Below are 25,389 nucleotides of genomic sequence, written 5' to 3' on the forward strand. Positions count from 1 at the left end.
CCTATGAAGAAGGTCCTGTTTTATTTACTGCTGTTGGTGCTTGCGCCAATAGCGGTGCTGATCATCATTACGCCAATGGATAGCCAGAAACAATATATTTTCGGTCTGGTGAGCATTGGTATTCTGTTTTTATTAGGGTTCAGCAAAAAGCACAGCATTTCCGTCGTGATGATGGTGGTTTCGGCGCTGATGTCGACGCGATATATTTATTTCCGCGCTACTCAAACCCTGCATTTTAATTCCGAGATTGAAGCCATACTCGGCATCGGGTTATTTCTGGCGGAATTGTATATCTGGGTCATCTTATTACTCACCTATTTGCAAACCGTATTCCCGCTGAAAAGAGGGATTGTCCCGCTACCCGATGACGTCTCGACATGGCCGACGGTGGATATTTATATCCCGTCCTATAACGAGAGCCTGGAAGTGGTGCGCGACACGGTGCTGGCGGCGCAGTGTATTGATTATCCGCGCGATAAGCTCAACATTTACCTGTTGGACGACGGCAAGCGCCGGGAATTTGCGGTATTCGCCGCCGATGTCGGCGTCGGCTATATCACCCGTAACGATAATGTCCACGCCAAAGCAGGCAACCTTAACCACGCCATGAAGCTGACCAAAGGCGAGTTGATCTGCGTTTTTGACTGTGACCACGTCGCCACGCGCATTTTTCTGCAAGCCACCGTTGGCGCGTTTTTGCAGGACCCCAAACTGGCGCTGCTGCAAACGCCGCACTACTTTTACTCTCCCGATCCGTTCGAACGTAACCTGTCGCTGGGCAAAAATATTCCCAACGAAGGTTCGCTGTTCTACGGCCCGATCCAGCAGGGCAACGATAACTGGAACGCCACTTTCTTCTGCGGCTCGTGCGCGGTGATCCGCCGTTCGGCGCTGGAAGAGATCGGCGGCTTTGCGGTAGAAACCGTGACCGAAGATGCCCACACCGCGCTGAAAATGCAGCGTCTGGGCTGGAAATCGGCGTTCCTGGCGATCCCACTGGCAGCAGGCCTGGCAACCGAACGTCTGGTGCTGCACGTGATCCAGCGTACCCGCTGGGCGCGTGGTATGACGCAAATATTCCGTATGGATAACCCGCTGTTTGGCCGCGGGCTGACCTGGCAGCAGCGCTGCTGCTATCTGAGCGCCATGCTCTATTTCCAGTTTGCCCTGCCGCGCGTGGCATTCTTAACCGCACCGCTGGCTTATCTGCTGTTTAACCTGAATATCATTCACTCGTCAGCAGGGCTGATTTTCGCCTATGCCCTGCCGCACCTGCTGCTGACTATTTACCTCAACTCGCGAATGAACGGGCGCTATCGCTACAGCTTCTGGGGCGAGATTTACGATATCGTGCTGGCGTTCCACCTGATCCTGCCGACGGCGATCACCATGATTTTCCCGAAGCGCGGCAAATTCAACGTTACCGACAAAGGCGGCCTGCTCAACATCGGTTATTTCGATTTCAGCGTGGTGCGTCCGCATCTGATTGTCGCCATTCTGCTGACCATCGGGATTATCGCGGGCCTGGTCAGGGCCTTTGCCCACGACTATTTTGCCGTCGATCCCAAGGTTATCGCGCTTAACGTGGGATGGGGGATCTACAGCCTGGTATTCCTGCTGGCGGCGATTGCCGTGGCGCGGGAAACCCGCCAGACCCGTAAAACGATTCGTATCGACGTCGACGTGCCGGTGATCGTTCACTATGCCAGCGGGATCTCATCGCGCACCCACACCCAGGACTTGTCGATGGGCGGCTGCCGCATCGTGGTGCCGGATAACCGCCATCTCAGCGACGAGATTGAAGAGATCGAGCTACAGCTTCAGTCCGGCTCCATCAGCATTCCGGTGAGCGTGATCGGCTCTGACGATGAGTTTATCCGCCTGATGTTTGAAGATATTCCGCTGTCCCGCCGCCGTGAGCTGGTGCGCGTGGTACTGGCGCGCGCCGATGCGTGGATCCGTCCGCCGAAGCCGCAGGATAACCCGTTCCGCTCGCTGTTAATCATTATCCGCAGCGTGTTCGACCTGTTCTGGCTGACATGGAAATCACGCCGTGAAAACCGCCGCCTGCGTGAGGAAGAGGCGCGCCGTCTCAAAGCCGAGGACACCGCTGCATGAAAAGGATGACCTTCAAAGCCTGCCAGGTTTTGCTGGCGTTATGCGTACTGACAAGGACCGTACCGGCGCAGGAGCCGCAGCCGGGCACACCTGATTTCACCGCGCCCGCCGCCGATGCCGCCGCGCCGTCAGACATGCCCGCGACGCTCTCCCCGGAAGGGGCCGCGCCGCAAACCGATACGCCGGACCCAACGCCCGTTCCGGCCATCCCACTGGATTTGCCGCCGCCGACTCAGGCTGCTGATAGCGCGCCCGCCGCGCCGCAGCTCATCCCCGGAAACGCGGTCAGCGTAACGGTGGCGCAAATGGGCCAGCCGCAGGGCGTGATCCTCAGCGGCGGCCAGCTCCAGGCGGGCATCAACTTTACCCTGCCCTCCGACCAGGTGATCACCAGCGCACAGTTAAACCTGAACCTGAAAGTCTCCCCGGACATGGCGGCGCGTAACGCCACCCTGCAACTGATGATGAACGGCCAGCCGTTGGGCACCGTGCCGCTCGGCACCTCAGACAGCAACGTCTCGAACTATCAACTGGAGATCCCGGCGGCGCTGGTAGTATCAAGCAACAACATCAGTTTTAAGATCAACGACGGCGACGCCCTGCTGTGCCTGCGCGATCTCTCTGATAAATACCAGGTGACCATCATGCCGGACACCCGGCTGGATCTGGAGGGCCAGCAGCTGAATATCGGCGCGGATCTCAGCCATTTCCCGCGTCCGTTCTTTGATTCGATGCAGATGACGCCGACCACCCTCGCCTTCGCGTTCCCGGCGAAACTGCTGCCGGAACAGGTCAGCGCGGCAGCGATTGTCGCGTCGTGGCTGGGTATCCAGGCTGACTATCGTGGGATCAACTTCGAAGCGATGCGCGACAAGCTGCCGGAGAAAAACGGCATCCTGTTCGGCAAACCCGGCGATACCATCGGCGGCCTGACGATGCCGGAAACCAACACGCCGATCCTGCAAATCGTCGATAACCCCGGCAATCCGGTGTACAAACTGCTGCTGGTGGTCGGCAATAACGATCAGCAGTTGCGTGCGGCGGCATCGCGCTTAACCCGGGGTGATTTCAAGGTGCAGTCGCCGTTTATGCCGGTGGAAGTCCAGACCATCCCTACCAGTAAGCCCTATGACGCGCCACGCTGGATCGCCACCGATCGTCCGGTTCGCCTGGTGGAGCTGATGCGCCAGGATCAAAGCCTGATGGTCTCCGGGATTTGGCATGAGCCGTTGCGCGTGGCGTTCCGCGCCGCGCCGGATCTGTTCCTGTGGGACGGCGAAACCATTCCAATGCAAATTGGCTACCGTTTCCCGTCAGAAAGCTGGATCGACGACGAGCGTTCCTACCTCTCTATGACCTTCAACGGCACCTTCTTACGCAATCTGCCGGTGAATAAGCAGGGCTTGCTGGAGATGCTGTGGCACAAGCTGGGCGGCGACGCGCGCCAGGAGAGCGCCCGGGTGCCGCTGGAGCCGTATCTGATTTACGGTGATAACCAACTGTCGCTCTATTTCAATATTGAAACCAAAGAGGCCGCGCCCTGTAGCGTGCTGCTGAACAACAATATCAAGAGCCGCATCGACGAAGACTCCTGGATCGATTTGAGCAAAACGCGCCACTTCTCGCTGCTGCCGAATCTTTCCTACTTTGTGGGCGCGTCCTTCCCGTTCACCCGGCTGGCGGATTTCTCGCAAACCGTGCTGCTGTTGCCAGAAACCCCGGCTGACAGCGAAGTCGGCACCCTGCTGGATCTGGCCGCCCGCTCCGGTATCGCCACCGGCACCGCGCTGTATCATAACCGCGTGATGTTCGGCCTGCCCTCCGGCGGCGCAAACCTGGCATATCTCGACCAAAGCGATGTGCTGGCGGTCTCCACGCTGGATCAGAACGCGTTCAACCGCGCCCTGCTGGCCCAGTCGCCGTTTACCGCCAATGAACATACCTTTGGGGTGCGCCAGCCGACGATGTGGCAAACCGCCCAGCGCTACCTTGAAGGTGACTGGACCGCGTCGGGCGTTGAAGCCGACCGTTACTTCTCGTCTAACGAAGCCTGGCGTGGGTTCGTGAGTTTCCGCTCCCAGTGGAACCCGTCGCGGCTGGTGGTGATGGCGATCGGCAGCAATGGCGATCAGCTTTCCCGTCTGTATACCGACCTGAACTCGGCGCGCATCAACGCCGGTATTCGTGGTGACGTGGCCATCATTACCGATGAAAACGGCGTGCGCAGCTTCCGGGTCGGCCAGCAGTTCCCCAGCGGGCAAATGCCCTGGTACATGATGGTGGTGTGGTACGCCAACCAGCACTCGGCGCTGCTGGCGCTGATTGGCCTGCTGTTCGCCACCGTGATCGGTTTAAGTCTGTATGCGTTGCTGAAAAAACGTGCGCATAAACGCCTGAATCCGCAGGATTATGATAGTGAGTAAAGGTGGTAACAACATGAATCAAAACAAAAATACCGCCAGACCATGGACGACGCTCTGCCTGTTCGGCGGATTGACCGTCGGTGCGATGTCCGCCTACGCGGCGGACAACAATCCCGCCCTGAAGGCGTTGTTCGACCAGGCCAATTACTGGCATGAGAAATCCCACGACGACCTGGCGAAAGAGTCCCTGCGCAAAGTCCTGATGGTGGACGCGAATAACACCCAGGCCATGTATCTGATGGCGCTATGGGCGCAGCAGGCGGGCGATCTGAAAACCGCCGCCCAGTGGCGCGAACGGCTGGCTGCGGTCTCGCCGCAGGATCCGAACCTTCAGGCGCTGGATAACGCGAAACAGCTCCAGCAGGTGCCGCGCGGCCAGTTGGATCTGGCGCGCCAGCAGGCCAGAAGCGGCAATATTCCGGCGGCGCTGAATACCTGGAACACCCTGTTCAAGGGCGGAGAGCCGCCGCAAAGCCTTGCGCCGGAATACTATCTGACCATGGCCGGGGACAAATCCCTGTATCCGCAAGCGGTCAGCGGCCTGCGCCAGATTGTTACCCAATATCCGCAGGATAACGCGGCGCGTATCGCGTTAGGCAAGGTGTTGACCTATCAGGAGTCTACCCGCCGGGAAGGGATCGATATTCTGCAAAATATGGCCAGCGGCAGCAAAGACGCCGACGCCGCCCTGCGCCAGGCGCTGCTCTGGCTGGGGCCGCGCGCGGGCGACGAGCCGTACTATCAGACCTTTTTGCAGCGCCATCCGCAGGACACCGACGTTCAGAACCATTACCGCACCAATATCGGCGGCGCGGTGAAAGGTGAAGGCTTCGAAGCGCTGAACAGCGGCAATACCGAGGCGGCGCGCGGCCAGTTTGAGCAAGTGTTGCAGGCAAACCCGGAAGACGCCGACGCGCTGGCGGGAATGGGTTATATTGCCCAGCGCCGTGGCGATTACGCTGCCGCCGCCCAGTACCTGAACCGGGCGGCAAGCCTCGGCGGGGAGCAATCCGCCGAGCGTAAACAGCAGGCGGAGGATGCGGCCTTCTACGGCCAGCTCGCCGCCGCCCAGAATGCGTTAAAACAGGGCAACGTCAATCAGGCGTTAAGCCTGAGCGCCCCCCTCGCCCAGCAGAGCGGCGAACACGGCATCGCGGCGAAGCTGTTCCGCGCCGACGTGCTGCGCCGTAATAAAAACTACCCCGAGGCGGAACAGACCCTGCGCGGCGTACTGGCAGAGCAGGCAGATAATGCCTCCGCCCGTGAGAACCTCTATTACGTGCTGCGCGAGCAGAATAAAACCGCCGAGGCGCAATCGGTGTTGCAAACCCTGCCCGCCAGTTTACAGGCCCGTTTGCAGCCGCGAGCATCCGGCGGCAACCCCACCGATCCGATCCGCCGCCAGGCGCAACAGGCGGTGGCCAGCGGCGATACCCAACGGGCCATCGCGCTGCTGGAGCAAGGCGTGGCGCGCTATCCTTCCGACCCGTGGCTGCGTCTCGATCTGGCTCGCCAGTTGCAAAAACAGGGGCGCAGCGCCGAAGCCACGAATCTAATGGCTCCGGCATTCCGGCCCGGCGCCAGCCATACCCAGCTTTATTCCGCCGCGCTGTTTGCCAGCGAAAACAACGGCTGGCAGCAGGCGCAAACGCTGCTGTCGCGTATTCCTGCGTCCAGCCAGAATAGCGATATGCGCGAACTGGCCCAGCGCGTGAACTACAACCTGCAAATGGCTACCGCCGAGCGCTACCTGGCGCAGGGCGATACCGTCGCCGCCGCCAACACCCTAAAAGCGCTGGCCTCCCGTCCGCCGCAAAGCCCCGCCGACGCGGGCAAGCTGGCGCGGATGCTGGCGGAGACCGGCGATCTGGGCGGCGCGGTCACCGTGGTGCGCGATAACATGCGCCGCGGCGTACAGGGCAATGCCGGAGATTATGCCGACCAAATCACGGTGCTGAACCAGGCCGGATTAAGCGGCGAAGCGCAGTCCTGGCTGGCTAACCCGGAATTGCAGGCGCGCAGTACGCCGACGCAGTTGGCGAATATCCAGCAGGGCTACGTGATCAATGAAGCCGACCGGCTGCGGGTGCAGGGCAACTATGCGGCGGCGTATGACAAGCTGATCCGCGCTATGCAAAACGATCCGCAGAATACCGATCTGATGTTCGCCATGGCGCGCCTGTACCAGTCCGGCAAGATGAACAAAGAAGCGGGCGTGGTATATGACTACCTGATGACTCGCGACACGCCGCAGCAGGATGCCCGGGTTGGCGCCATTGACGTGGCGCTGGCGGAGGGCAATACCGACCGTGCGCGCCAACTGGCGGCGGGGCTACGCAGCAACGACACGCCGGACCGGCTGCTGCTTCAGGCGCGCGTCGCCGAAGCGCAAGGCAACCACCAGCAGGCGATGAGCTACCTGCGCTCCGCGCGCGGCAAGCTGTTAGGCTTGCAGGGCGCGGGGGGTGACACCTCGCCGATGCTCGGCGGCCTGGCGCTGGCGGATAACCCGTTTATCACCACCGCCAGCCGCAGCCAGGCGGCGTCGCCGTCGGTTTACGGCCAGGCGATGCCATGGCAGGTGGCGCAGTTGGCGCGTAATCCGCAAACCGCGCCGCCCGCCGCCGTGCGCAGCGATCTGCCGATGGAGAGCGCCCAGGCCGGTACACTGCGCCAGGTCGATAACATGATCGAGCAGCTCACCGAGAAAACCGCCACCTGGACGCGCGGTTCCGTGGCGGTGCGCGGGCGCGATGGCGAAAGCGGGCTCAGCAAACTCACCGAAATTAAATCGCCGCTCCAGTGGTCGACGGTGCCGTTTGGCGATTCGCGTTTCGACATTAACGTCACGCCGATTAGCCTGAATGCCGGTAGTTCATCCGACCAGGCCAGCACCCGCTTCGGCACCGGGGCGCTAATCCAGGGCGAAGTGGCCCAGGGCCTGTACAACGCCTCCACCACCACGCCGCCAACCCGGCCTAATCTCGACACCATAGACGTGCCGTCACAGGGATCGCAAAAAGCCTCCGGGGTAGAAGTGGGCATGGCGCTCACCGGCGATCAGTACAAAATCGACGTAGGTTCGACGCCGCTCGGCCAGGATCTCAACACCGTAGTGGGCGGGATCCAGTGGTCACCGCAGTTAACCGATTATCTGAAGCTGATCCTCACCGGCGAACGCCGCGCGGTGGTAGATAGTCTACTTTCCTATGTGGGCGTCGAAGATAAATACAGCGGCAAGAAATGGGGCCAGGTCACGAAAAACGGCGGCAGCGCCCAGCTGAGCTATGACAACGGCGACGCCGGATTTTACGCCGGATTCGGCCTGTATAACTATTTGGGCGAAAACGTGCCGAGCAACAGCAATGTGACGGGGTCAGCCGGGGTTTATCTGCGGCCTTTACGCGCCGATGACCGCGAGCTGAAAACCGGCATCAGCATGACTTACATGGATTTCTCCAAAAACCTGAGCTACTTCAGCTACGGGCAGGGGGGCTATTTCAGCCCGCAGGATTACGTCAGCGTCTCTTTCCCCATCGACTATTCTCAAACCTTCGACAACTGGAAAATGTCGGTAGGCGCGTCGCTGGGCTATCAGTCCTATACCCAGGACAGAAGCGCTTACTTCCCTGGCGACCAGCGCCTGCAATCGCAGTTGGAAGATTACGTCGCCAACGGCTTCGCCAAAGAGGCGTACTACAGCGGCAATAGCGAAAACGGCCTGGGTTATAACCTGCGTGCCGCCGCCGATTACAAAATCAATAAGGACATGACCATCGGCGGCCAGGTGGGTTACGACACCTTTGGGGATTACAACGAAAGCACCGCGCAGCTCTACTTCCGTTATCTGCTGGGGAATAACTAATATGAATGACGCACGACTTTTGCAGTATTTCCAGAATCAACAAACCCAGTCAGGATGGTTTGCACTGCTTCATACCCTGGTAGAAAACATGGTAGCGAACGTGGGCGAATCCCAGAGCCACGCTTTCCTGACGCAGATGGGCGACGAACTTGGCAAGCGATTTCCGCTGGCGCTATCAAATACGGTAGGTGAGCTGGAACTTGCGATAAATAAGCAACTTGCGGATTTCAACTGGGGGTATATTGATATCGAAGCCAGCGAAACCGCCCTGCTTATTCGTCACATGGCGTTACCTGTTCCCCCCGATGAAGCCCGACAAGCGGCCTGGAGCAGCGCGATGAGCGCCGTTCTGGAGGGGTTATACGCGCGCTGGTTACAGTCTCAGGGGGGAAAACCCACGGTGTCGTTATGGCGCGAAACCGCGCCGTCGGCCACTGAGGTCCATTTCAGATATCAAAATAGCCGATGAGGTGAATGCATGTTGCAGCGAGGCAAGACGCTGTTTGTGGCCATGATGGTGTTACTGACCAGCCAGTGCGCGCTGGCCGGTAGCGCGTGGGACAGCTATAAAGCGCGGTTTTTGATGCCCGACGGGCGCATTATCGATACCGGCAATAACAGCGTCAGCCACACCGAAGGGCAGGGTTTTGCCATGATGATGGCGGTGATAAACGATGACCGCGCCAGCTTCGACAAAATTTGGGGATGGACCAATAAAACCTTAAAGAATCCGGATAACGGCCTGTTTTACTGGCGCTATAACCCGGTAGAAGCCCAGCCGATCACCGATAAAAACAATGCCACCGATGGCGATACCTTTATCGCCTGGGCACTGTTGAAAGCGGGTGAGAAGTGGCGCAGCAATGACTATCTCAGCGCCTCAGACGCCATCGCCAAAGCGATTGTCGCCCATAACGTGATCAGCTATGCGGGCTACAAAGTGATGTTGCCCGGCGCGAACGGATTCAATCTCAACAGCAATATCAATCTCAACCCGTCGTATTTTGTCTTCCCGGCGTGGCGCGATTTAGGCAACCGCAGCCATTTGATGGTCTGGAAAGATCTCATCACCGATGGTCAGAAACTGCTGGGAAAAATGCGTTTTGGTAAGGGGCAACTCCCCTCCGACTGGGTATCGCTGTATGCCGACGGGCGTATGACTCCCGCCAAACAGTGGCCCGCGCGCTTTAGCTACGATGCCATCCGCGTGCCGTTGTATGTGAAATGGTATGCGCCGCAAAACCCGCTGCTGGAGCCGTACAAGGCGTTCTGGGGCCAGTATTCCCGCAGCCAGACGCCGGCCTGGATCAACGTCACCACTAACGATCCCGCCCCGTATATGATGGACGGCGGCATTCTGGCGGTGCGCGATTTTGTGCTGGGACAACTGCCGAAAAGCGAACCGCAAATCACCGCCCAGGAAGATTATTACTCCGCCAGCCTGAAAATGCTGGTCAGCCTGGCGGCACGCTGATCTTTATGCTGTGCCTGGCAGCGGGTAGCGATCGCCGGGCATAACTTCTCTTCACCGCTGACGGGATAAAATTTATGAAAATTGCCCACGTAGCGCTCTGGACGCGCAACCTGGCGGCGCAGCAGGCATTCTGGCGCGAGATGTTCGGCGGCGTCAGCAACGCGCTGTACACCAGTAACAACCGACTGGGATTTCAGTCATATTTCATCAGCCTGACCGACGGCCCAACGATTGAACTAATGACCCTGCCCGAGCTGGGCGACGGTCCTGGCGGGCAGGAGCTGACGGGATGGGCGCATATCGCCGTTAACGTCGGCGCGAAACAGCAAGTCGACGCCATGGCCGATCGCGCCGCGCAGTCCGGCATTCTGGTCAGCCCGCCGCGTACCACCGGGGACGGGTTTTACGAGGCGGTGATCCGCGATCCCGATGGCAATCTGATTGAACTGGTGGCGTGACCGCTTTTATTGCGCAGCGCTGGCCTGGTGGAACCCGCAGGAACCCCGGATCACCAGCGCGGGCGGCAAAATGATCCGCTTCGGCGGTTCATCGTTACCCTGAATACGGCTGTACAACAGCTCTCCCGCTTTACGGCCAATCTCTTTCGCCGCCACCGAAACCGTAGTGAGCGCCGGTTGCACCAGGGCCGCCTCGGTAATATCGTCAAACCCCACCAGCGCGAAATCCTGGCCAGGCGTGCGGCCCATTTTTCGCAGCGCCTGCATCACGCCAAGCGCCACGATGTCCTGATAACAGACGGCGGCGGTAATATCTGGATACGCGGTCAACAATGCTTCCGCCACGCGTGCGCCATCGCTCTGGCTGGCCTGGGAAGTAACAATCCATTCCGGCTTCGGCGACAGGCCATGCTCAATCAACTTGCTGGTGAAGCCGCCGATACGCTGGGCGCGAGTGCCGGAATTAGCGCTACCGCCGATAAACGCAATGTTACGGTGGCCCAGCTTTAACAGGTGCGTGGTCGCCAGCTGAGTGCCGAAAAAGTTATCGGTGCCAACGTAATCGAAATCCGCATCCCCGAAGGTGCGCACCGTGAGGATCACCGGGATATTGCGCCGCTTCAGCCCGTCAAAAAAAGCCTGCGGCGTGTCGCGCGCGGCACATAGCACCATCCCGCAGGCGTTATTGCGCATCAGCGAATCAACAAACCGCTGCTGGCGTTCGCCAGATTCTTCGCTGTTGGCCAGGAACAGCAGCAAATCGTGGCGCTCCATTTCATGGCTCAGCCCGGCGGTCATCTCGCTGTAAAAGGGGTTGGTAATGTCATGCAGTAACAGCCCAACCTGATTGCTGCTGCGGTTGCGCAAATTGGCTGCGGTCTGGTTGTAGACATAGCCGGAATCATCCAGCGCTTTCAGCACCCGCTCACGGGTAGCCTGTGAAATCCGTCCCCGGTTGCGCAGCACCATAGAGACGGTGGCGGTTGACACGCCCGCCCGTTCGGCGACCTGCGCCAGCGTTACTGTCGTCATGCTTCCTCCCTTTTTTCCAGACAGATTAATCGAATAACCTGTTTTTTGCACTTTGTCCTGTGAGGTGTTTCACAACACCGTCCACAACTCCGGCTTGATTGCCGTAAATGGCGGGTTAATCGCGTTAACCACACTTCCCTGAATCGGTTAATCGATTAATCTCTTAGCAAGGATAAGGGGAGAGCCTATGACACAGACAGCTTATGATAAATATCCGGAAATCACGGTTTCGGGCTTTGAAAACCAGGCCTGCCAGGGATGGGATAACATCGTTGCCGCGCTCAGCGCGAAACGGCCTGGCCCAGGGAAAACGGTGCTGGTCATTGACTGTTACCCGGGCGTCAGGCTTGCGGAACTGGAAACCCAATTGCTGCCCCGGCTTGCGCCGCAGTTAACGATCAACGTAGAAACCGCCAGGCTGGACGAACAGCATCTGCACACCCTGCTGGCCCGCAATCTCACCGACGATCGGGTGTTTGGCGTGCTCTCCTGTCATCAACTAACAGAATTTTTCTCCCCGCAACGGCTGGCGCAACTGCGCCATGAGGTTGATGGCGTTGAGCAAGGCCTGGTGGTGATTTACGGCCCCGGCGCGGCGCTGGTGCATCCGGGCGATGTGCTGGTGTACGCCGATCTGGCGCGCTGGGAGATCCAACAGCGGATGCGTAGCGGTGAACTCGGCAACTGGGGTGTTGAAAACCAGCACGAAGATATGCTGCGCCGCTACAAACGCGCCTTCTTCATCGAGTGGCGGGTGTTTGACCGCCATAAAACCACGCTGCTGAAGCGCGCCGATTTTGTGCTGGATACCACCCGGCAAGATCACCCCAACATGGTGAGCGGCGACGGGCTGCGCGCCGGTCTTGTGCAGGCAACCCGCCAGCCGTTCCGCGTAGTGCCTTTCTTTGACCCCGGCGTGTGGGGCGGCCAGTGGATGAAACAACGATTCGATCTCGATCCCTCTGCGGCGAATTACGCATGGTGTTTTGACTGTGTGCCCGAGGAAAACAGCCTGTTCTTGCGTTTCGGCGCGGTGCGGATCGAGATCCCCTCTCAGGATTTAGTGTTATTACAGCCGCGTCAGTTGCTGGGTGAAAAAGTTCACGCCCGGTTCGGGGCCGAATTTCCGATCCGCTTCGACTTTCTCGATACCATGGACGGCCAGAATCTGAGTTTCCAGGTGCACCCGCTAACGGAATATATCCAGCAGCAATTCGGAATGCACTATACCCAGGATGAGAGTTATTACATTCTCGATGCGGAGCCAGGCGCGGTGGTGTATCTGGGAACGCACACCGGCACACAGCCGCAGGCGATGCTGGACGATCTCTATGCCGCCCAACGCGGTGAAAAGCCGTTCGATGACCAGCGCTTCGTGAACCAGATCCCGGCGCGTAAGCACGATCACTTCCTGATCCCCGCCGGGACCGTGCACTGTTCCGGTAAGGGCACCATGGTGCTGGAGATCAGCGCCACGCCGTATATTTTCACCTTCAAGTTGTGGGACTGGGGCCGCCTGGGACTGGATGGCCTGCCGCGCCCGGTGCATCTGGAGCATGGCGCCCAGGTGATCGACTGGCAGCGTGACACCCGCTGGGTGGAAAAGCATCTGGTGAACCGCATCGAACCTGTTGCCAGCGGCCACGGCTGGCGCGAAGAGCGCACCGGCCTGCATGAACGGGAATTTATCGAAACCCGCCGCCACTGGTTTAGCGTGCCGGTCACTCATCACACTCACGGCGGCGTTAACGTGCTCAATCTGGTGGAGGGCGCGGAAGCCCTGGTGGACAGCCCGACCGGCGCATTTGACCCCTATGTGGTGCATTACGCCGAAACCTTTATCGTTCCCGCCGCCGTGGGCGAGTACCGTATTTCACCCTGGGGTGAAAGCATCGGGCAAACGCTGGCGACGGTGAAAGCCTGGGTAAGGGGGTAACCATGATTCATTTTATCGTTGCCAGCCACGGGCCCTATGCCAGGGCATTGCTGGAAAGCAGCCGAATGGTATACGGCGAGCTGCCGCACGTGCGCACGGTCACGCTGGATGAGCAGCGCGGTATAGAAGGCTTTAAGCAGGATTTCGCGGCGGTGATGGCCGCTGCCCGCGAAGGTGCGGACGGCGTGCTGGTGCTGTGCGATATGCAAAGCGGCACGCCGTGGAACGTCGCCTGCCATTACGCGTTTTCCCCCGACTGCTCGCCGCCGGTAGCCGTGCTCGCCGGGGTGAATTTACCGATATTGCTGCTCAGTGACGAGGTTACCGAACATACCGACGTTGATACCGCCGCCACGTTATTGCTGGAAATGGCCCAACCAACGCTGGTAAAGGCCGCTCCCGTTTCTTCATTAACCCCTGACGATTTTTAAGGAGCCCGCTATGAGTCTCTCATTTGTACGTATTGATGACCGCGTCATTCATGGGCAGCTCGTGACACGCTGGGCCAAAGAGCTGCCCTGTGACGGCATCATCGCGATTGATGACGCCGTCGCGGCCGATCCCCTGCTCTCCTCGGTGATGAAAGGCGCGGTGCAGGACACCAAAGTGTGGCTGTTCGATACCGCCACCGCTATCGAAAAACTGCCGAAAGTGATTGCCAGCGAGAAACGCTATTTCGTGATTGGCAAATCGCCAGTGACGCTTCAGCGCATTGAAATGGCGGGAATAAGCCTGAAAAACGCCAACGGCAAGATCAATGTCGGCCCGATGAGCGCTCGCGCCAATACCATCACTATCGGTCCCAATCAGTCGGTGAATGCGCAAGAAACCGCTGCGTTCGACTGGCTCGCTGCCCACGGTCACGCCATTGAGTTCCGGCTGGTTCCCGATGCCAGTTGCTATAGCTGGCAGGACGCCCGGCAGAAAATAAAATGAGGAGCGCATCATGATTGTCGAAGCCACATTGATTGGCATCTTGTGTTATTTGGGGGCGCTAAGTAGCCCCTGGCTGTTTGGCCTGACGGGGGGCTGGTATCTGATCACCCGTCCGCTGGTTTCCGGCATGCTGGTCGGCCTGATCCTCGGTGATGTGACCACCGGGATTATTATCGGCGTGGCGGTGCAGGCGGTGTATATCGCGATGGTGACGCCAGGCGGCTCCATGCCCGCTGACCTGAATTTCGTGGCGTTCCCGGCTATCGCGCTGGGTATTCTCTCCGGCAAAGGGCCGGAAGTGGCCGTAGCGCTGGCTGCCACTATCGGCATCGCCGGGACAATCCTTTTTAACGCCATGATGGTGCTGAACTCGTTCTGGAACCACCGTGCCGATGTGGCGCTGGAACGCGGCGACGAGCGCGGCATCTATCTTAATAGCGCCATCTTTCCGCAGGCGACCAACTTCCTGCTGCGCTTTGTACCGACTTTTATCGCGGTCTATTTTGGCGCGCAGTACATCAGTGAATTTATGGACAGCCTGCCGCGCATGGTGCTGGCAATCATGAACGTGCTGGGCGGGATTTTACCGGCGGTGGGTATCGCGATCCTGCTTAAGCAAATCATCAAAAATTACAGCATGTTGATCTATTTTCTGGTGGGTTTCGTCTGCATCGTGTTTCTGAAGCTGAACATGGTTGCGCTGGTGATCGTGGGCGCGCTGCTGGCGTTGATTCATTACAACTATAAACCGGAAGCCCAGCCTGCGGTGAAAGCCGCCTCGCCTGTCGATGATGAGGATGAATTCTGATGGAAGCGCGTAAACTCACCCGTAAAGATCTGCGCCGCTGCTGGCGCGCCTGGATGATGCACAATCTTTCCTCCATGAGCTTTGAACGCCTGGAGTCATTTGGCTTCTGCCTCAGCATGCTGCCGGTCGCCCGTAAACTTTACCCGGATGCAGCGGCGCGCACCGAGATGCTGCGCCGTCACGCATCGTTCTACAACACTGAACCGCAGATCGGGGCGATTGTTAATGGCATGGCGCTGGGTCTGGAAGAGAAAAAAGCCAATGGCGAACCCATCGACGGCGAGACCATTAATACCCTGAAAGTGGGCCTGATGGGCCCGCTGGCCGGGATTGGCGACTCGATGATCCCCGGTATGCTAATCCCCATTTTACTCAGTATCGGGATGGCGCTGGCAGCAGGAGGCAGTATGCTCGGCCCGCTGTTTTACACGGTGGCGTGGCTGGCGATTATTATTCCCGGCTCGTGGTTTCTGTTCCTTAAAGGCTACCAGATGGGGTCCGGCTCGGTGGAGATGCTGGTCAGCAGCCGATCGACCCGCCTGCGTGAAGCGCTGTCGTTGCTCGGCGTGTTTGTGATGGGCGGTGTGGCCGCAAGCTATGTGAAACTGGGCACCGGGCTGGAGTTTGTAACCAATGACGGGGTCAATATTCACGTTCAGCAAATGCTCGACGGCATCTTCCCGCAGCTACTGCCGCTGATTGTGGTGCTGGGCACCTGGTATCTGATGGCGAAGCGCGGGGTCTCCCCCGTTAAAGCGATGCTGCTGTTACTGATCCTCGCTGCGATAGGTGTCGCGAGCGGGTTGTTTGCCGGATAAAAATATCAAGCTAACCGGGGCCTGCGCCCCGGTTTTATCATGGATGGAAATTGCGCCACAGGCTGGCAACCCGGTCTGGTTTTGAGATGAACTGAAACCGGGCTGGATCGTCAATAAACTGCTGGTAAATGGGTTGGTCGGTAATACCGAATTCGCTGTAGCGACGCGGTGTAATTACCTGTAATCGCCCCGGTGTATAGTGGGCGTTATGCTGCCAGACGATATGGCCATCCTGTACCAGCGGATACCACGCCAGCCCCTTATGCGCCCGTACGGCGTCATATTCAAAACCATACTCACGATCGCACCAGGCACCGAAGGTCAGTGGTTCGTCAACGGAGGCGGAAATCGTCGCGTGCCCCCATCCCGGCGGCACCAGTACTTTGTCACCCGGCCCGGCGATGGCGGCGAAACAGCGCCCCGGATCGTCTTCCACAAATTCCTGCATATAGATGATCGCTTTGCCCTGCCAGATTTCATACAGCTCCGGCGGGGACCAGCCGCTATGCTGGCTGATGCGATGGATATGCCCCTGGCTGCGTACCGGTTCATCGCCCAGTTGGCCTGCCGCATAGGTCACAACGCCGAACAACAGCATCCGCTTACGTAGTTCCTCTCGATCCTGCAAACGAGCGACATCCATCGCGATGGCATAGACCGCCTCCGGCCCGCTACAGTCGGGATCGCGCAGCGAGGCGCGGATCTGGTCAAGGGTACGCACTTCTGGCATCGGCCCGATCACATCCTCGCCGTAGCTGAATCCCAGCGGCTGGTGGTGAATGGCCATATTCAGGCCGTACTTTGCGGTCATATCAGCCATGTTGCACCGCCGTAATCCGTACTTTCCCCGCCTCTTCTGTTACCCGCAACGCAAAACCGTGCGGCAATGAGGTATAGTCATGCCCGGCGATACTCGGCCAGACGGCCAGCGCGCGCAGGGTTTGCGCACCGGTGTTGATTAAGCGATGGGCGGTAAAGCCGGGAATAATATGGACCGAACCGGCGAACACGGGTTCGGTCCACGCCTCGCCCTGCTCATTTTGCAACAACAACAGTCCTTCGCCCTCCAGGCCGAAATAGACTTCCCCCTGTTCGCGACGCTGATGAAAGTGCCCGCGCGTCATAAAATATTCGTCGCCAACTTTACCGGGATAAAGGTGTGTCACGCCGACGTAGAGTTCGCCTTCGCCGCCAGGCGAATCAAACATGTCGACATCATAAGCAGGCCGATCGGCAAACTGCTGGATCGCGTCGCGATTGATAAAAACGGTACTGAGATCGCTAAGGCGAGTGGTTTTGCGGATTAACGGGCCGCAACTTAACGCACCCGTCGCCCAGGCAAGCTGGAAGGGTTGGATCAATAAATCACTCATGTTTGTCTCCGGCCCGAGGAGAACAACATGATCATTCTGGCAGATTAATCGATTAACCTGAACAAGATAAACAGTATCCTGCTGGCAGGCTCACAGAATTGACGATCTGTTGCCCGTCCCTTTGGCAACAAAAAAAGCCAGACGGTGTAGTCTGGCTTTTTTCTGAAACGCATAAGCACGTTACTCGACTTCGCGCACGTCCATCCGCAGCTCTTTCGGAACTTCGAACACAATATTCTCTTCCCGACCGGTGAGTTCGCGCGTTTCGCCGCCGCCTAACGCCTGCAACCGTTTCAGGACGTTTTGCACCAGAATATCGGGTGCCGACGCCCCCGCCGTAACGCCAACGCAGGCCGCGCCTGACAGCCACGACTCGTTAATATCGCTGGCATCATCAATCAGATAGGCTTTTTTACCCATCCGCTGGGCCAGTTCCGCCAGACGGTTGGAGTTGGAGGAGTTTTTCGACCCGACCACCAGCACCACATCCGCCTCCGCCGCCAGCGCGCGTACCGCTTCCTGACGGTTCGTCGTGGCGTAGCAAATATCGTCTTTGCGCGGGCCGATGATTTTCGGGAAGCGGCTGCGCAGCGCGTCGATCACATCCGACGTATCGTCCACGGACAGCGTGGTCTGGGTCATAAAGGAGAGATTGCTGTCGTCTTTCACTTCAATTTTCAGCACATCTTCCGGCGACTCCACCAGGTACATGCCCCCTTTCGGGTTGCTGTACTGACCCATGGTGCCTTCCACTTCCGGGTGCCCGGCGTGGCCGATCAGGATCGCTTCTTCGCCGCGCCGGCTGGCGCGCGCCACTTCCATATGCACTTTGGTTACCAGCGGACAGGTAGCGTCAAACACCGTTAAATCACGGTTTTTCGCTTCGTTGCGTACTGCCTGGGACACGCCGTGCGCCGAGAAAATCAGGATCGCGCCGTCCGGCACTTCGCTGATTTGCTCGATAAAAATCGCGCCGCGTTCGCGCAGGCTGTCCACCACGTAGCGGTTATGCACCACTTCATGGCGCACATAAATCGGCGCACCGTAAATGGTCAGCGCGTTTTCGACAATGCTGATTGCACGGTCAACACCAGCGCAAAACCCGCGCGGGTTAGCCAACAGGATCTGCATTCAACGTCTCCAGTACCGGATCAACCTCCAGCACGTCGATATCAAAATGAAGGTTCTGCCCGGCAAGTGGATGGTTGAAATCCACCGTGATGGAGTCGCCGTTAATTTCGCGAATCACACCAGGCATTTCCGAACCATCCATGGCGGTGAATAACATGATCGCCCCGATTTCCGGCTCTCCGGCGTCGATAAACTCCCGACGCGAGAAGTACAGGATCATGTCCGGGCTGGGAATGCCAAACCCGGATTCCGGCGGCAGCGTGAAGGATTTTTTATCCCCCGCGCGCATCTCCAGCAGCTGCGCTTCAAGCCCAGGGGACAGCGAGCCATCCCCCAGCCGGAACAGAGCAGGTTTGCCGTTATTGCGGGTCGATTCCGCCGTCGAGCCATCTTCCAGCTTCAGCGTGAAGTGGACCAGCACGGCGCTGTTGCTCTGAACACTTTTACTCATGACTTTTCTTTTCCCGGGCCGTTTTGTCAGAAGAGACAAAGAAACCTTCCAGCACGATCAGCGCCGCACCGACGCAAATCGCCGTGTCCGCCAGGTTAAAGGTCGCGAAATGCCAGTCGCCGACGTAGAAGTCGATCATATCGACCACAAAGCCGTGCCACAGGCGGTCGAACAGGTTGCCCAACGCCCCGCCGATGATTAAAGCATAGGCGATATTGTTGAGCTTCTGGCTGGCTTTGGCGCGATACATCATCACCGCCAGCACCACGCAGATGCCGATGGCGATACCGGCAAAGAACCAGCGCTGCCAGCCGCCTTTATCGGCGAGGAAGCTAAATGCCGCGCCGTAGTTGCGCGCATAATGCAGATTGAGCGACGGGAACAGTGACACCGTATCCCCCAGAGCAAAGTTCTGGAGGATCAGGTATTTACTGCCCAAATCGACAATCAGCACGACCACCACCAGCCACAGCCAGCGCAGCCCTGTTGAAAGGATCGGTTTACTCATCAGGCAAACTTACGTTTTTCGCCGTCACCGGCGACGTTGCTGACACAGCGGCCACACAGTTCGGCGTGTTCCGCTACCTGACCGACGTCGGCGGTGTAATGCCAGCAGCGCTGACACTTCTCACCATCGGCTTTGCGTAATGCCACTTTCAGGCCTTTAAGCTGTTCGCTCTGCTGGGCCTCGGCGGACGCCTGTGCATACTCTTCAACTTGCGCCTCTGAGGTCAACAGGACAAATCGCAATTCATCGCCCAGCGCCGTCAGTTTCGCTGCCAGTTCCGGCTGCGCATACAACGTCACCGCCGCTTCCAGCGAGCCGCCGATGCGTTTATCAGCACGCGCCTGTTCGATGACTTTGTTCACTTCGCCGCGCACTTTCAGCAGCTCGTCCCAGTAGCCATCGTTCATGGCTTCGTTATCGGCAAGGCTGAACAGACCGTCGTACCATTCGCCGGTAAACACGTATTTTTCACGCTCGCCCGGCAGGTAGCCCCAGATTTCATCAGCGGTGAAGGACATGATCGGCGCCATCCAGCGCACCAGCGCTTCCGCGATGTGGTACAGCGCGGTCTGGCAACTGCGGCGCGCCACACTGTCCGCTTTCGCCGTGTACTGACGGTCTTTGATGATATCGAGATAGAACGAACCCATTTCTACGGAGCAGAAACGCATCAGGCGCTGCACCACTTCGTGGAAATCATAGGCTTCGTAAGATTTCACGATATCTTCCTGCGCCGCTTTGGCGCAGCCGACCGCCCAGCGATCCAGAACGACCATCTCTTCCGGCTTAACGCTGTCTTTTACCGGATCGAAGCCGTTAAGGTTCGCCAGCAGGAAGCGCGCGGTATTACGAATGCGGCGGTACGCATCGGCGGCGCGCTTGAGGATCTCGTCAGAGACCGCCATTTCGCCGGTGTAATCGGTCGAGGCCACCCACAGACGCAGAATGTCCGCGCCGAGTTTGTTCATCACGTCCTGCGGCGATACGGTGTTGCCGATGGACTTGGACATTTTGCGGCCCTGACCATCCACGGTGAAGCCGTGGGTCAGAACCTGACGGTACGGCGCTTTGCCTTTCATGGCGGTGGAGATCATCAGAGAGGACATAAACCAGCCGCGATGCTGGTCGGAACCTTCGAGATACATATCCGCCGCATGGCCGGCAAACTCCGGACGCACATCAACCACGGAAGCATGGGTAGAACCGGAGTCGAACCACACGTCCAGGGTATCCGGCACTTTCTCATAACTGTCGGCGTCGTTGCCCATGATGTCGCGCGGGTCGAGATCCCACCACGCCTGAATACCGTCCTGCTCAACGCGTTGGGCAACGGCTTCCATCAGCTCCTGGGTACGCGGATGCAGTTCCTGGGTCTCTTTATGCACGAACAGCGCCATCGGCACACCCCAGGTGCGCTGACGGGAGATACACCAGTCCGGACGGTTAGCGACCATCGACTCGATACGCGCCTGGCCCCAGTCCGGGATCCACTGCACGCCTTTGATCTCCTGCAACGACTGCGCGCGCAGGCCTTTCTGATCCATGCTGATAAACCACTGCGGGGTGGCGCGGAAGATAATCGGCGTTTTGTGACGCCAGCAGTGCGGATAGCTATGCAGCAGTTTTTCAACATGCAGCAGCGCGCCGTTTTCACGCAGCAGGTTGACGATCAGATCGTTAGCCTTGAATACCTGAACGCCGTCCAGCGTCGGGTAGGTGCCCGGCAGATACGCGCCGTCCGGGCCAACCGGGTTAGCGGTTTCCAGACCGTATTTCTGGCCGATTACATAGTCGTCCGGGCCGTGGCCAGGGGCGGTATGCACCGCGCCGGTACCGGCGTCCAGCGTCACGTGCTCGCCGAGGATCGCCGGCACGTCGAAATCCAGGAACGGGTGTTTGAAGCGCAGCAATTCCAGCGCATCGCCTTTCACAGTGCCCAGCACGGTAAAATCGGTGATACCGGCGCGTTTCATCACGCTGTCCACCAGCTCCTTCGCCAGGATCAGCGCCTGACCGTCAATCTGCACCAGCGCATAGTCGATATCCGCATGCAGAGAGATAGCGCGGTTAGCGGGCAGGGTCCACGGGGTGGTGGTCCAGATCACCAGCGAAATCGGGCCGTTTACGTTGGCCGCGCCGAATTTGGCTTTTACCGCGTCGGCATCAACGGCGTGGAATGTTACGTCGATGGACGGCGAGGTTTTGTCGTAATACTCGACTTCCGCTTCCGCCAGCGCGGAACGGCAGTCAACGCACCAGTGCACCGGCTTGGCACCTTTGTGCAGGTGGCCGTTGCCGATGATTTTGCCCAGCGCGCGAATAATATTGGCTTCGGTTTTGAAGTCCATGGTCAGGTACGGGTGCGACCAGTCGCCCAGCACGCCCAGACGGATAAAGTCGGCGCGCTGGCCTTCAACCTGCTCAGCCGCGTATTTACGGCAGGCGGCACGGAATTCCGCTGCGGACACTTTCTCGCCCGGCTTGCCGATCAGCTGTTCAACTTTCAGTTCAATCGGCAGACCGTGGCAATCCCATCCTGGCACATACGGGGAGTCATAACCCGCCAGCCCTTTGGATTTGATAATAATGTCTTTCAGAATCTTGTTAACCGAGTGACCAATATGAATGCTGCCATTCGCATAAGGAGGGCCATCATGCAGAATGAAGGTTTTTTTGCCTTTTTTCGCCGCACGGATGATGCCGTACAGGTCATCATCGGTCCAACGCGCCAGCATTCCCGGTTCGCGTTTGGCGAGGTCGCCACGCATCGGGAACCCTGTTTCCGGCAAATTCAGGGTAGATTTATAGTCACTCATTAGATTCTCGGTTCCGTATTTCGGTTTGATTAACACCAACAGGCCTAAAGCCGGCTAACTGGTCTTGTTTCCCATCGTCTGGCGGGTAACCCGCCCAAAAAATTCGCGGGCCGTCACGACATCCCTGGCGATTTGCGCTTTCAGTTCATCAAGCGAAGCAAATCGCTGCTCATTACGTATTTTTTTACGCAACACCACATCTATATGGCGTCCGTAAAGGTCCATTGCAATATCTAACAGATGAACCTCAAGCTGCTGGCGCATTCCCTGCACCGTCGGGCGCGTGCCGATATTGGCAACGCCGGGCAGCGGCGTATCGCCCAGCCCTGTGACTTCAACCGCATACACCCCTTTAACCGGGGAAACCTGACGGCGCAGCGGTAAGTTCGCCGTCGGGAAGCCGATGGTGCGGCCCAGCTCATCGCCGTGCACCACACGGCCAGAAATCATAAACGGATGGCCGAGCAGTTGCTCCGCCTGGGGCAGATCGTCCTCCGCCAGCGCCTGACGCACCGCCGTACTGCTGACGCGCACGCCGCCGTGGCAGAATGTCTGGGTGCTGGTCACGTCGAAGCCGTATTCCAGGCCAGCCTGTTGTAATAACAAGAAATCTCCCTGACGACCAGCGCCAAAGCGGAAATCATCCCCCACCGCCAGGAACTGTACGCCAAGGCGCGTCACCAGCAGATCGCTGACGAAGGTTTGCGCGGTGAGCGCCGCGAAACGCCGGTCGAACCGGACGCACAGCACGTAATCCACATCCGACTCGGCCAGATATTTCAGCTTTTCACGCAGCCGGGTCAGCCGCGCCGGGGCTTTGTCTGCGGCGAACAGTTCCAGCGGCTGAGGCTCGAATATCATCACCATCACCGGCAGATTGCGGCGACGCCCTTCCTTGCGCAATCCGGCGAGCAACGCCTGATGGCCGCGATGTACGCCATCGAAATTACCAATTGTGAGGACACAACCACGGTGTTCAGAGGTCAGATTGTGAATGCCGCGTATCAGCTTCATGACAGGCTCAACAGGGTGAAAATCGTCGGATTATAGCGTGTACCGCTCTCAAGGTTAACCAACGATTGCAGATACCGCCCCGAAACCGGTTGTTTTAGCGCACTTAGCGGCAATCATAAGGAATTGCGCCAAAGCTTTACTATTTTTGTCCCCGAAAGGCTGTATTCGCGTGGCGCAAGCTGGTAGAATCCTGCGCCATCACTACGTAACAAGTGTCGCTTCATTAACGGCGCTTATTTGCACAAATCCATTGACAAAACGGGGCTAAGAGGGCATATTCCTCGGCCTTTGAATTGTCCATATAGATCATATTTGGGAGTTGGACCTTGGCTAATATCAAGTCAGCTAAGAAGCGCGCCGTTCAGTCTGAAAAGGCTCGCAAACACAACGCTAGCCGTCGTTCTATGATGCGTACTTTCATCAAGAAAGTATACGCAGCTATCGAAACTGGCGACAAAGCAGCAGCACAGAATGCATTCAACGAAATGCAGCCGATCGTGGATCGCCAGGCCGCTAAAGGTCTGATCCACAAAAACAAAGCAGCGCGTCATAAGGCTAACCTGACCGCGCAGATCAACAAACTGGCTTAATCGCCCGCCGTTGACGCTTTGTAAAAAAGACCCGCTTAACGCGGGTTTTTTTATGCCTGTTTCCCCGCCTCTCTGCATACTATTCGCTCAACGTAGCTGCGCGAAATAGCTTCATATCGATCACATATCTCTTTGATTTGGTCACTTTATTGCTGACCAGGTGATTCTTGTCACACTTATTGCGTCATTCGCCGCTTATAAATCGCTCAACAAATGAGTGAATTTTACTGGAGTTGCGTAATGACCTTCGACATGAAAGACACGTTGTTTACCTTACTAACGCTGGACGGGATTTCCGGCCACGAAACCGCGCTTGCCGACTATATGCAGCAGCAGTTTTCCACCACGGCGCATGAAGTCTGGCGCGACCGGTTAGGAAACATCGTCGCTCGCTACGGCAGTGAGAGCCCGGATGCACTCAGGGTGATGGTTTTCGCGCATATGGATGAAGTGGGTTTTATGGTGCGCAAAATCGAGCCTTCCGGCTTTGTGCGCTTCGAACGGGTTGGCGGGCCTGCGCAAATTACCATGCCCGGCTCGCGCGTCACCCTGAATACCAGCCAGGGTCCGGTTCCCGGCTGCATTGGCATCAAAGCCTATCATTTCGCTAAAGCGGATGAGCGAACCCAGTCCCCGTCACTGGACAAATTGTGGATTGATATCGGCGCCCATTCTAAAGCCGATGCCGAGCGGATGGGGGTCCGCGTGGGCACACCCATCACGCTGTACAATCCTCCTCAGTTACTGGCTAACGATCTGGTATGCAGTAAAGCGCTTGACGATCGGCTTGGCTGCACCGCGCTGCTCGGCGTGGCGCACGGCATCAAACAACAGCCGTTAGCCATCGCTTTGTATCTGGTCGCTTCCGTTCAGGAAGAGTTCAATATTCGCGGTATCGTCCCGGTGTTATCCCGGATTAAACCGGACCTGGCGATTGGGATTGATATTACCCCGTCCTGCGATACGCCCGACCTTAATGATTATTCGGATGTGGTGGTTAATCAGGGAGTGGGCATTACCTGCCTGAACTATCACGGCCGCGGTACCCTGGCCGGCCTGATCACGCCGCCCCGGTTGATCGCCATGCTGGAACAGACGGCTCGCGAGGCCGCCATTCCGGTCCAGCGCGAAGTGGCGCCCGGCGTGATCACCGAAACCGGGTATATTCAGGTGGAGCAAAACGGCATTCCCTGCGCCAGTCTTTCTATTCCCTGCCGCTATACCCATTCACCTGCCGAAGTCGCCAGCCTGCGCGACCTCGGTCATTGCATCGATTTACTGACGGCTCTGGTGCAACAGCGCCCCGAGTCATTTCCCATTGAGCCCATCCCGGGCCCCCTTCAGGAGCACCCTCTGTGATGAAAAAGATCCTTGTGGCATGCGGCACTGGCATGTCCACCTCAACCATGATTGCCCAGAAGCTCCAGGACTACCTGGCGCAACAAGGTATCCCCGCTACGACCTCCCAGTGCTGCCTGAGCGAAATTCCGCTCAATTGCCGGGGCGTTGATCTGATTGTGACATCCATGAAAACCGCTACCGATTATGGAGTGCCCACGCTGAATGGCGCGGCGCTGTTGACCGGTATCAACGATGACGCGCTGAAGCAGCAAATTAAAGCGCTGCTCAGCCACTAGG

At 58.2% G+C, this 25,389-nt stretch carries 22 protein-coding genes and 1 pseudogene; 14 read left to right on the forward strand and 9 right to left on the reverse strand.

Going from position 1 to position 25,389, the window contains the following annotated elements:
- Positions 1-3: 3 nt before the first annotated feature.
- The 6 genes from bcsA to FHW74_RS09900 all read left to right on the forward strand — a co-directional run bounded on the left by bcsA (position 4) and on the right by FHW74_RS09900 (position 10,338).
- Positions 4-2,118, forward strand: coding sequence for a UDP-forming cellulose synthase catalytic subunit (bcsA, locus tag FHW74_RS09875; RefSeq protein WP_183170272.1), 2,115 nt, complete (start codon positions 4-6; stop codon positions 2,116-2,118).
- Complete coding sequence (gene bcsB / locus FHW74_RS09880; RefSeq protein ID WP_255459893.1) at positions 2,115-4,541, forward strand: cellulose biosynthesis cyclic di-GMP-binding regulatory protein BcsB; 2,427 nt, start codon at positions 2,115-2,117, stop codon at positions 4,539-4,541. Before bcsA ends, bcsB begins: the two co-directional genes overlap by 4 nt.
- Before the next feature lie 13 nt (positions 4,542-4,554).
- Complete coding sequence (locus FHW74_RS09885) at positions 4,555-8,406, forward strand: cellulose biosynthesis protein BcsC (RefSeq protein WP_183170273.1); 3,852 nt, start codon at positions 4,555-4,557, stop codon at positions 8,404-8,406.
- Position 8,407: 1 nt separating this feature from the next.
- A complete protein-coding gene (gene bcsD, locus FHW74_RS09890; RefSeq protein ID WP_183170274.1) occupies positions 8,408-8,875 on the forward strand; it encodes a cellulose biosynthesis protein BcsD in 468 nt (155 codons plus the stop codon).
- A gap of 9 nt (positions 8,876-8,884) precedes the next feature.
- Positions 8,885-9,880, forward strand: coding sequence for a glycosyl hydrolase family 8 (locus tag FHW74_RS09895; protein ID WP_183170275.1), 996 nt, complete (start codon positions 8,885-8,887; stop codon positions 9,878-9,880).
- A gap of 74 nt (positions 9,881-9,954) precedes the next feature.
- On the forward strand, positions 9,955-10,338 hold the full coding sequence (locus FHW74_RS09900; RefSeq protein ID WP_183170276.1) for a VOC family protein: 384 nt from the start codon (positions 9,955-9,957) through the stop codon (positions 10,336-10,338).
- Positions 10,339-10,344: 6 nt separating this feature from the next.
- Here the strand turns inward: FHW74_RS09900 and FHW74_RS09905 are convergent, their stop codons facing one another.
- Positions 10,345-11,370: a LacI family DNA-binding transcriptional regulator gene (locus FHW74_RS09905; RefSeq protein WP_183170277.1), complete on the reverse strand. Its 1,026-nt coding sequence runs from the start codon at positions 11,368-11,370 to the stop codon at positions 10,345-10,347.
- 187 nt (positions 11,371-11,557) lie between these two features.
- Between FHW74_RS09905 and FHW74_RS09910 the strand changes: the two genes are divergently transcribed.
- From FHW74_RS09910 to FHW74_RS09930, 5 genes are read left to right on the forward strand one after another with little or no spacing between them, the layout of a single operon-like run.
- Positions 11,558-13,306, forward strand: a complete 1,749-nt coding sequence (locus FHW74_RS09910) for a class I mannose-6-phosphate isomerase (protein WP_183170278.1) — start codon at positions 11,558-11,560, stop codon at positions 13,304-13,306.
- 2 nt (positions 13,307-13,308) lie between these two features.
- Positions 13,309-13,737: a PTS sugar transporter subunit IIA gene (locus FHW74_RS09915; protein ID WP_183170279.1), complete on the forward strand. Its 429-nt coding sequence runs from the start codon at positions 13,309-13,311 to the stop codon at positions 13,735-13,737.
- Positions 13,738-13,747: 10 nt separating this feature from the next.
- Positions 13,748-14,242: a PTS sugar transporter subunit IIB gene (locus FHW74_RS09920; protein ID WP_183170280.1), complete on the forward strand. Its 495-nt coding sequence runs from the start codon at positions 13,748-13,750 to the stop codon at positions 14,240-14,242.
- 10 nt (positions 14,243-14,252) lie between these two features.
- Entirely contained in the window at positions 14,253-15,050 is a 798-nt protein-coding gene (locus tag FHW74_RS09925) for a PTS sugar transporter subunit IIC (RefSeq protein ID WP_183170281.1), read from the forward strand.
- Complete coding sequence (locus FHW74_RS09930) at positions 15,050-15,868, forward strand: PTS system mannose/fructose/sorbose family transporter subunit IID (RefSeq protein WP_183170282.1); 819 nt, start codon at positions 15,050-15,052, stop codon at positions 15,866-15,868. The genes FHW74_RS09925 and FHW74_RS09930 overlap by 1 nt, the downstream gene beginning before the upstream one ends.
- A gap of 37 nt (positions 15,869-15,905) precedes the next feature.
- Here FHW74_RS09930 and FHW74_RS09935 read toward each other — a convergent pair whose 3' ends face one another.
- From FHW74_RS09935 to FHW74_RS09970, 8 genes and pseudogenes are all read right to left on the reverse strand, one after another.
- Positions 15,906-16,688, reverse strand: a complete 783-nt coding sequence (locus FHW74_RS09935; protein WP_183170283.1) for a glucose-6-phosphate isomerase family protein — start codon at positions 16,686-16,688, stop codon at positions 15,906-15,908.
- The gene (locus FHW74_RS09940) at positions 16,681-17,241 is read right to left on the reverse strand and encodes a glucose-6-phosphate isomerase family protein (protein ID WP_183170284.1); all 561 of its coding nucleotides are present in this window, start codon (positions 17,239-17,241) and stop codon (positions 16,681-16,683) included. The genes FHW74_RS09935 and FHW74_RS09940 overlap by 8 nt, the downstream gene beginning before the upstream one ends.
- Positions 17,242-17,421: 180 nt before the next feature.
- Positions 17,422-18,372: a 4-hydroxy-3-methylbut-2-enyl diphosphate reductase gene (gene ispH / locus FHW74_RS09945; protein ID WP_183170285.1), complete on the reverse strand. Its 951-nt coding sequence runs from the start codon at positions 18,370-18,372 to the stop codon at positions 17,422-17,424.
- Complete coding sequence (gene fkpB / locus FHW74_RS09950; protein ID WP_183170286.1) at positions 18,353-18,823, reverse strand: FKBP-type peptidyl-prolyl cis-trans isomerase; 471 nt, start codon at positions 18,821-18,823, stop codon at positions 18,353-18,355. Before fkpB ends, ispH begins: the two co-directional genes overlap by 20 nt.
- Complete coding sequence (gene lspA / locus FHW74_RS09955) at positions 18,816-19,331, reverse strand: signal peptidase II (RefSeq protein ID WP_183170287.1); 516 nt, start codon at positions 19,329-19,331, stop codon at positions 18,816-18,818. Before lspA ends, fkpB begins: the two co-directional genes overlap by 8 nt.
- Entirely contained in the window at positions 19,331-22,147 is a 2,817-nt protein-coding gene (gene ileS, locus FHW74_RS09960; protein WP_183170288.1) for an isoleucine--tRNA ligase, read from the reverse strand. The genes lspA and ileS overlap by 1 nt, the downstream gene beginning before the upstream one ends.
- Before the next feature lie 54 nt (positions 22,148-22,201).
- Entirely contained in the window at positions 22,202-23,161 is a 960-nt protein-coding gene (gene ribF / locus FHW74_RS09965; protein ID WP_183170289.1) for a bifunctional riboflavin kinase/FAD synthetase, read from the reverse strand.
- 140 nt (positions 23,162-23,301) lie between these two features.
- Positions 23,302-23,385: pseudogene (locus FHW74_RS09970) on the reverse strand (DUF2575 domain-containing protein); the annotation flags it as partial.
- Between the two features lie 102 nt (positions 23,386-23,487).
- Here FHW74_RS09970 and rpsT point away from each other — a divergent pair.
- From rpsT to sgcB, 3 genes are all read left to right on the forward strand, one after another.
- Positions 23,488-23,751, forward strand: coding sequence for a 30S ribosomal protein S20 (gene rpsT, locus FHW74_RS09975; protein WP_125293123.1), 264 nt, complete (start codon positions 23,488-23,490; stop codon positions 23,749-23,751).
- 240 nt (positions 23,752-23,991) lie between these two features.
- Positions 23,992-25,110, forward strand: a complete 1,119-nt coding sequence (locus FHW74_RS09980) for a M42 family metallopeptidase (RefSeq protein ID WP_183170290.1) — start codon at positions 23,992-23,994, stop codon at positions 25,108-25,110.
- Positions 25,110-25,388 carry a PTS sugar transporter subunit IIB SgcB gene (sgcB, locus tag FHW74_RS09985; RefSeq protein ID WP_125293121.1) on the forward strand — a complete coding sequence of 93 codons (279 nt, stop codon included), beginning with the start codon at positions 25,110-25,112 and terminating at the stop codon, positions 25,386-25,388. The genes FHW74_RS09980 and sgcB overlap by 1 nt, the downstream gene beginning before the upstream one ends.
- Position 25,389 lies beyond the last annotated feature (1 nt).

Origin of the sequence: Atlantibacter sp. RC6 (assembly GCF_014193285.1) — a bacterium.
GTDB lineage: Bacteria > Pseudomonadota > Gammaproteobacteria > Enterobacterales > Enterobacteriaceae > Atlantibacter.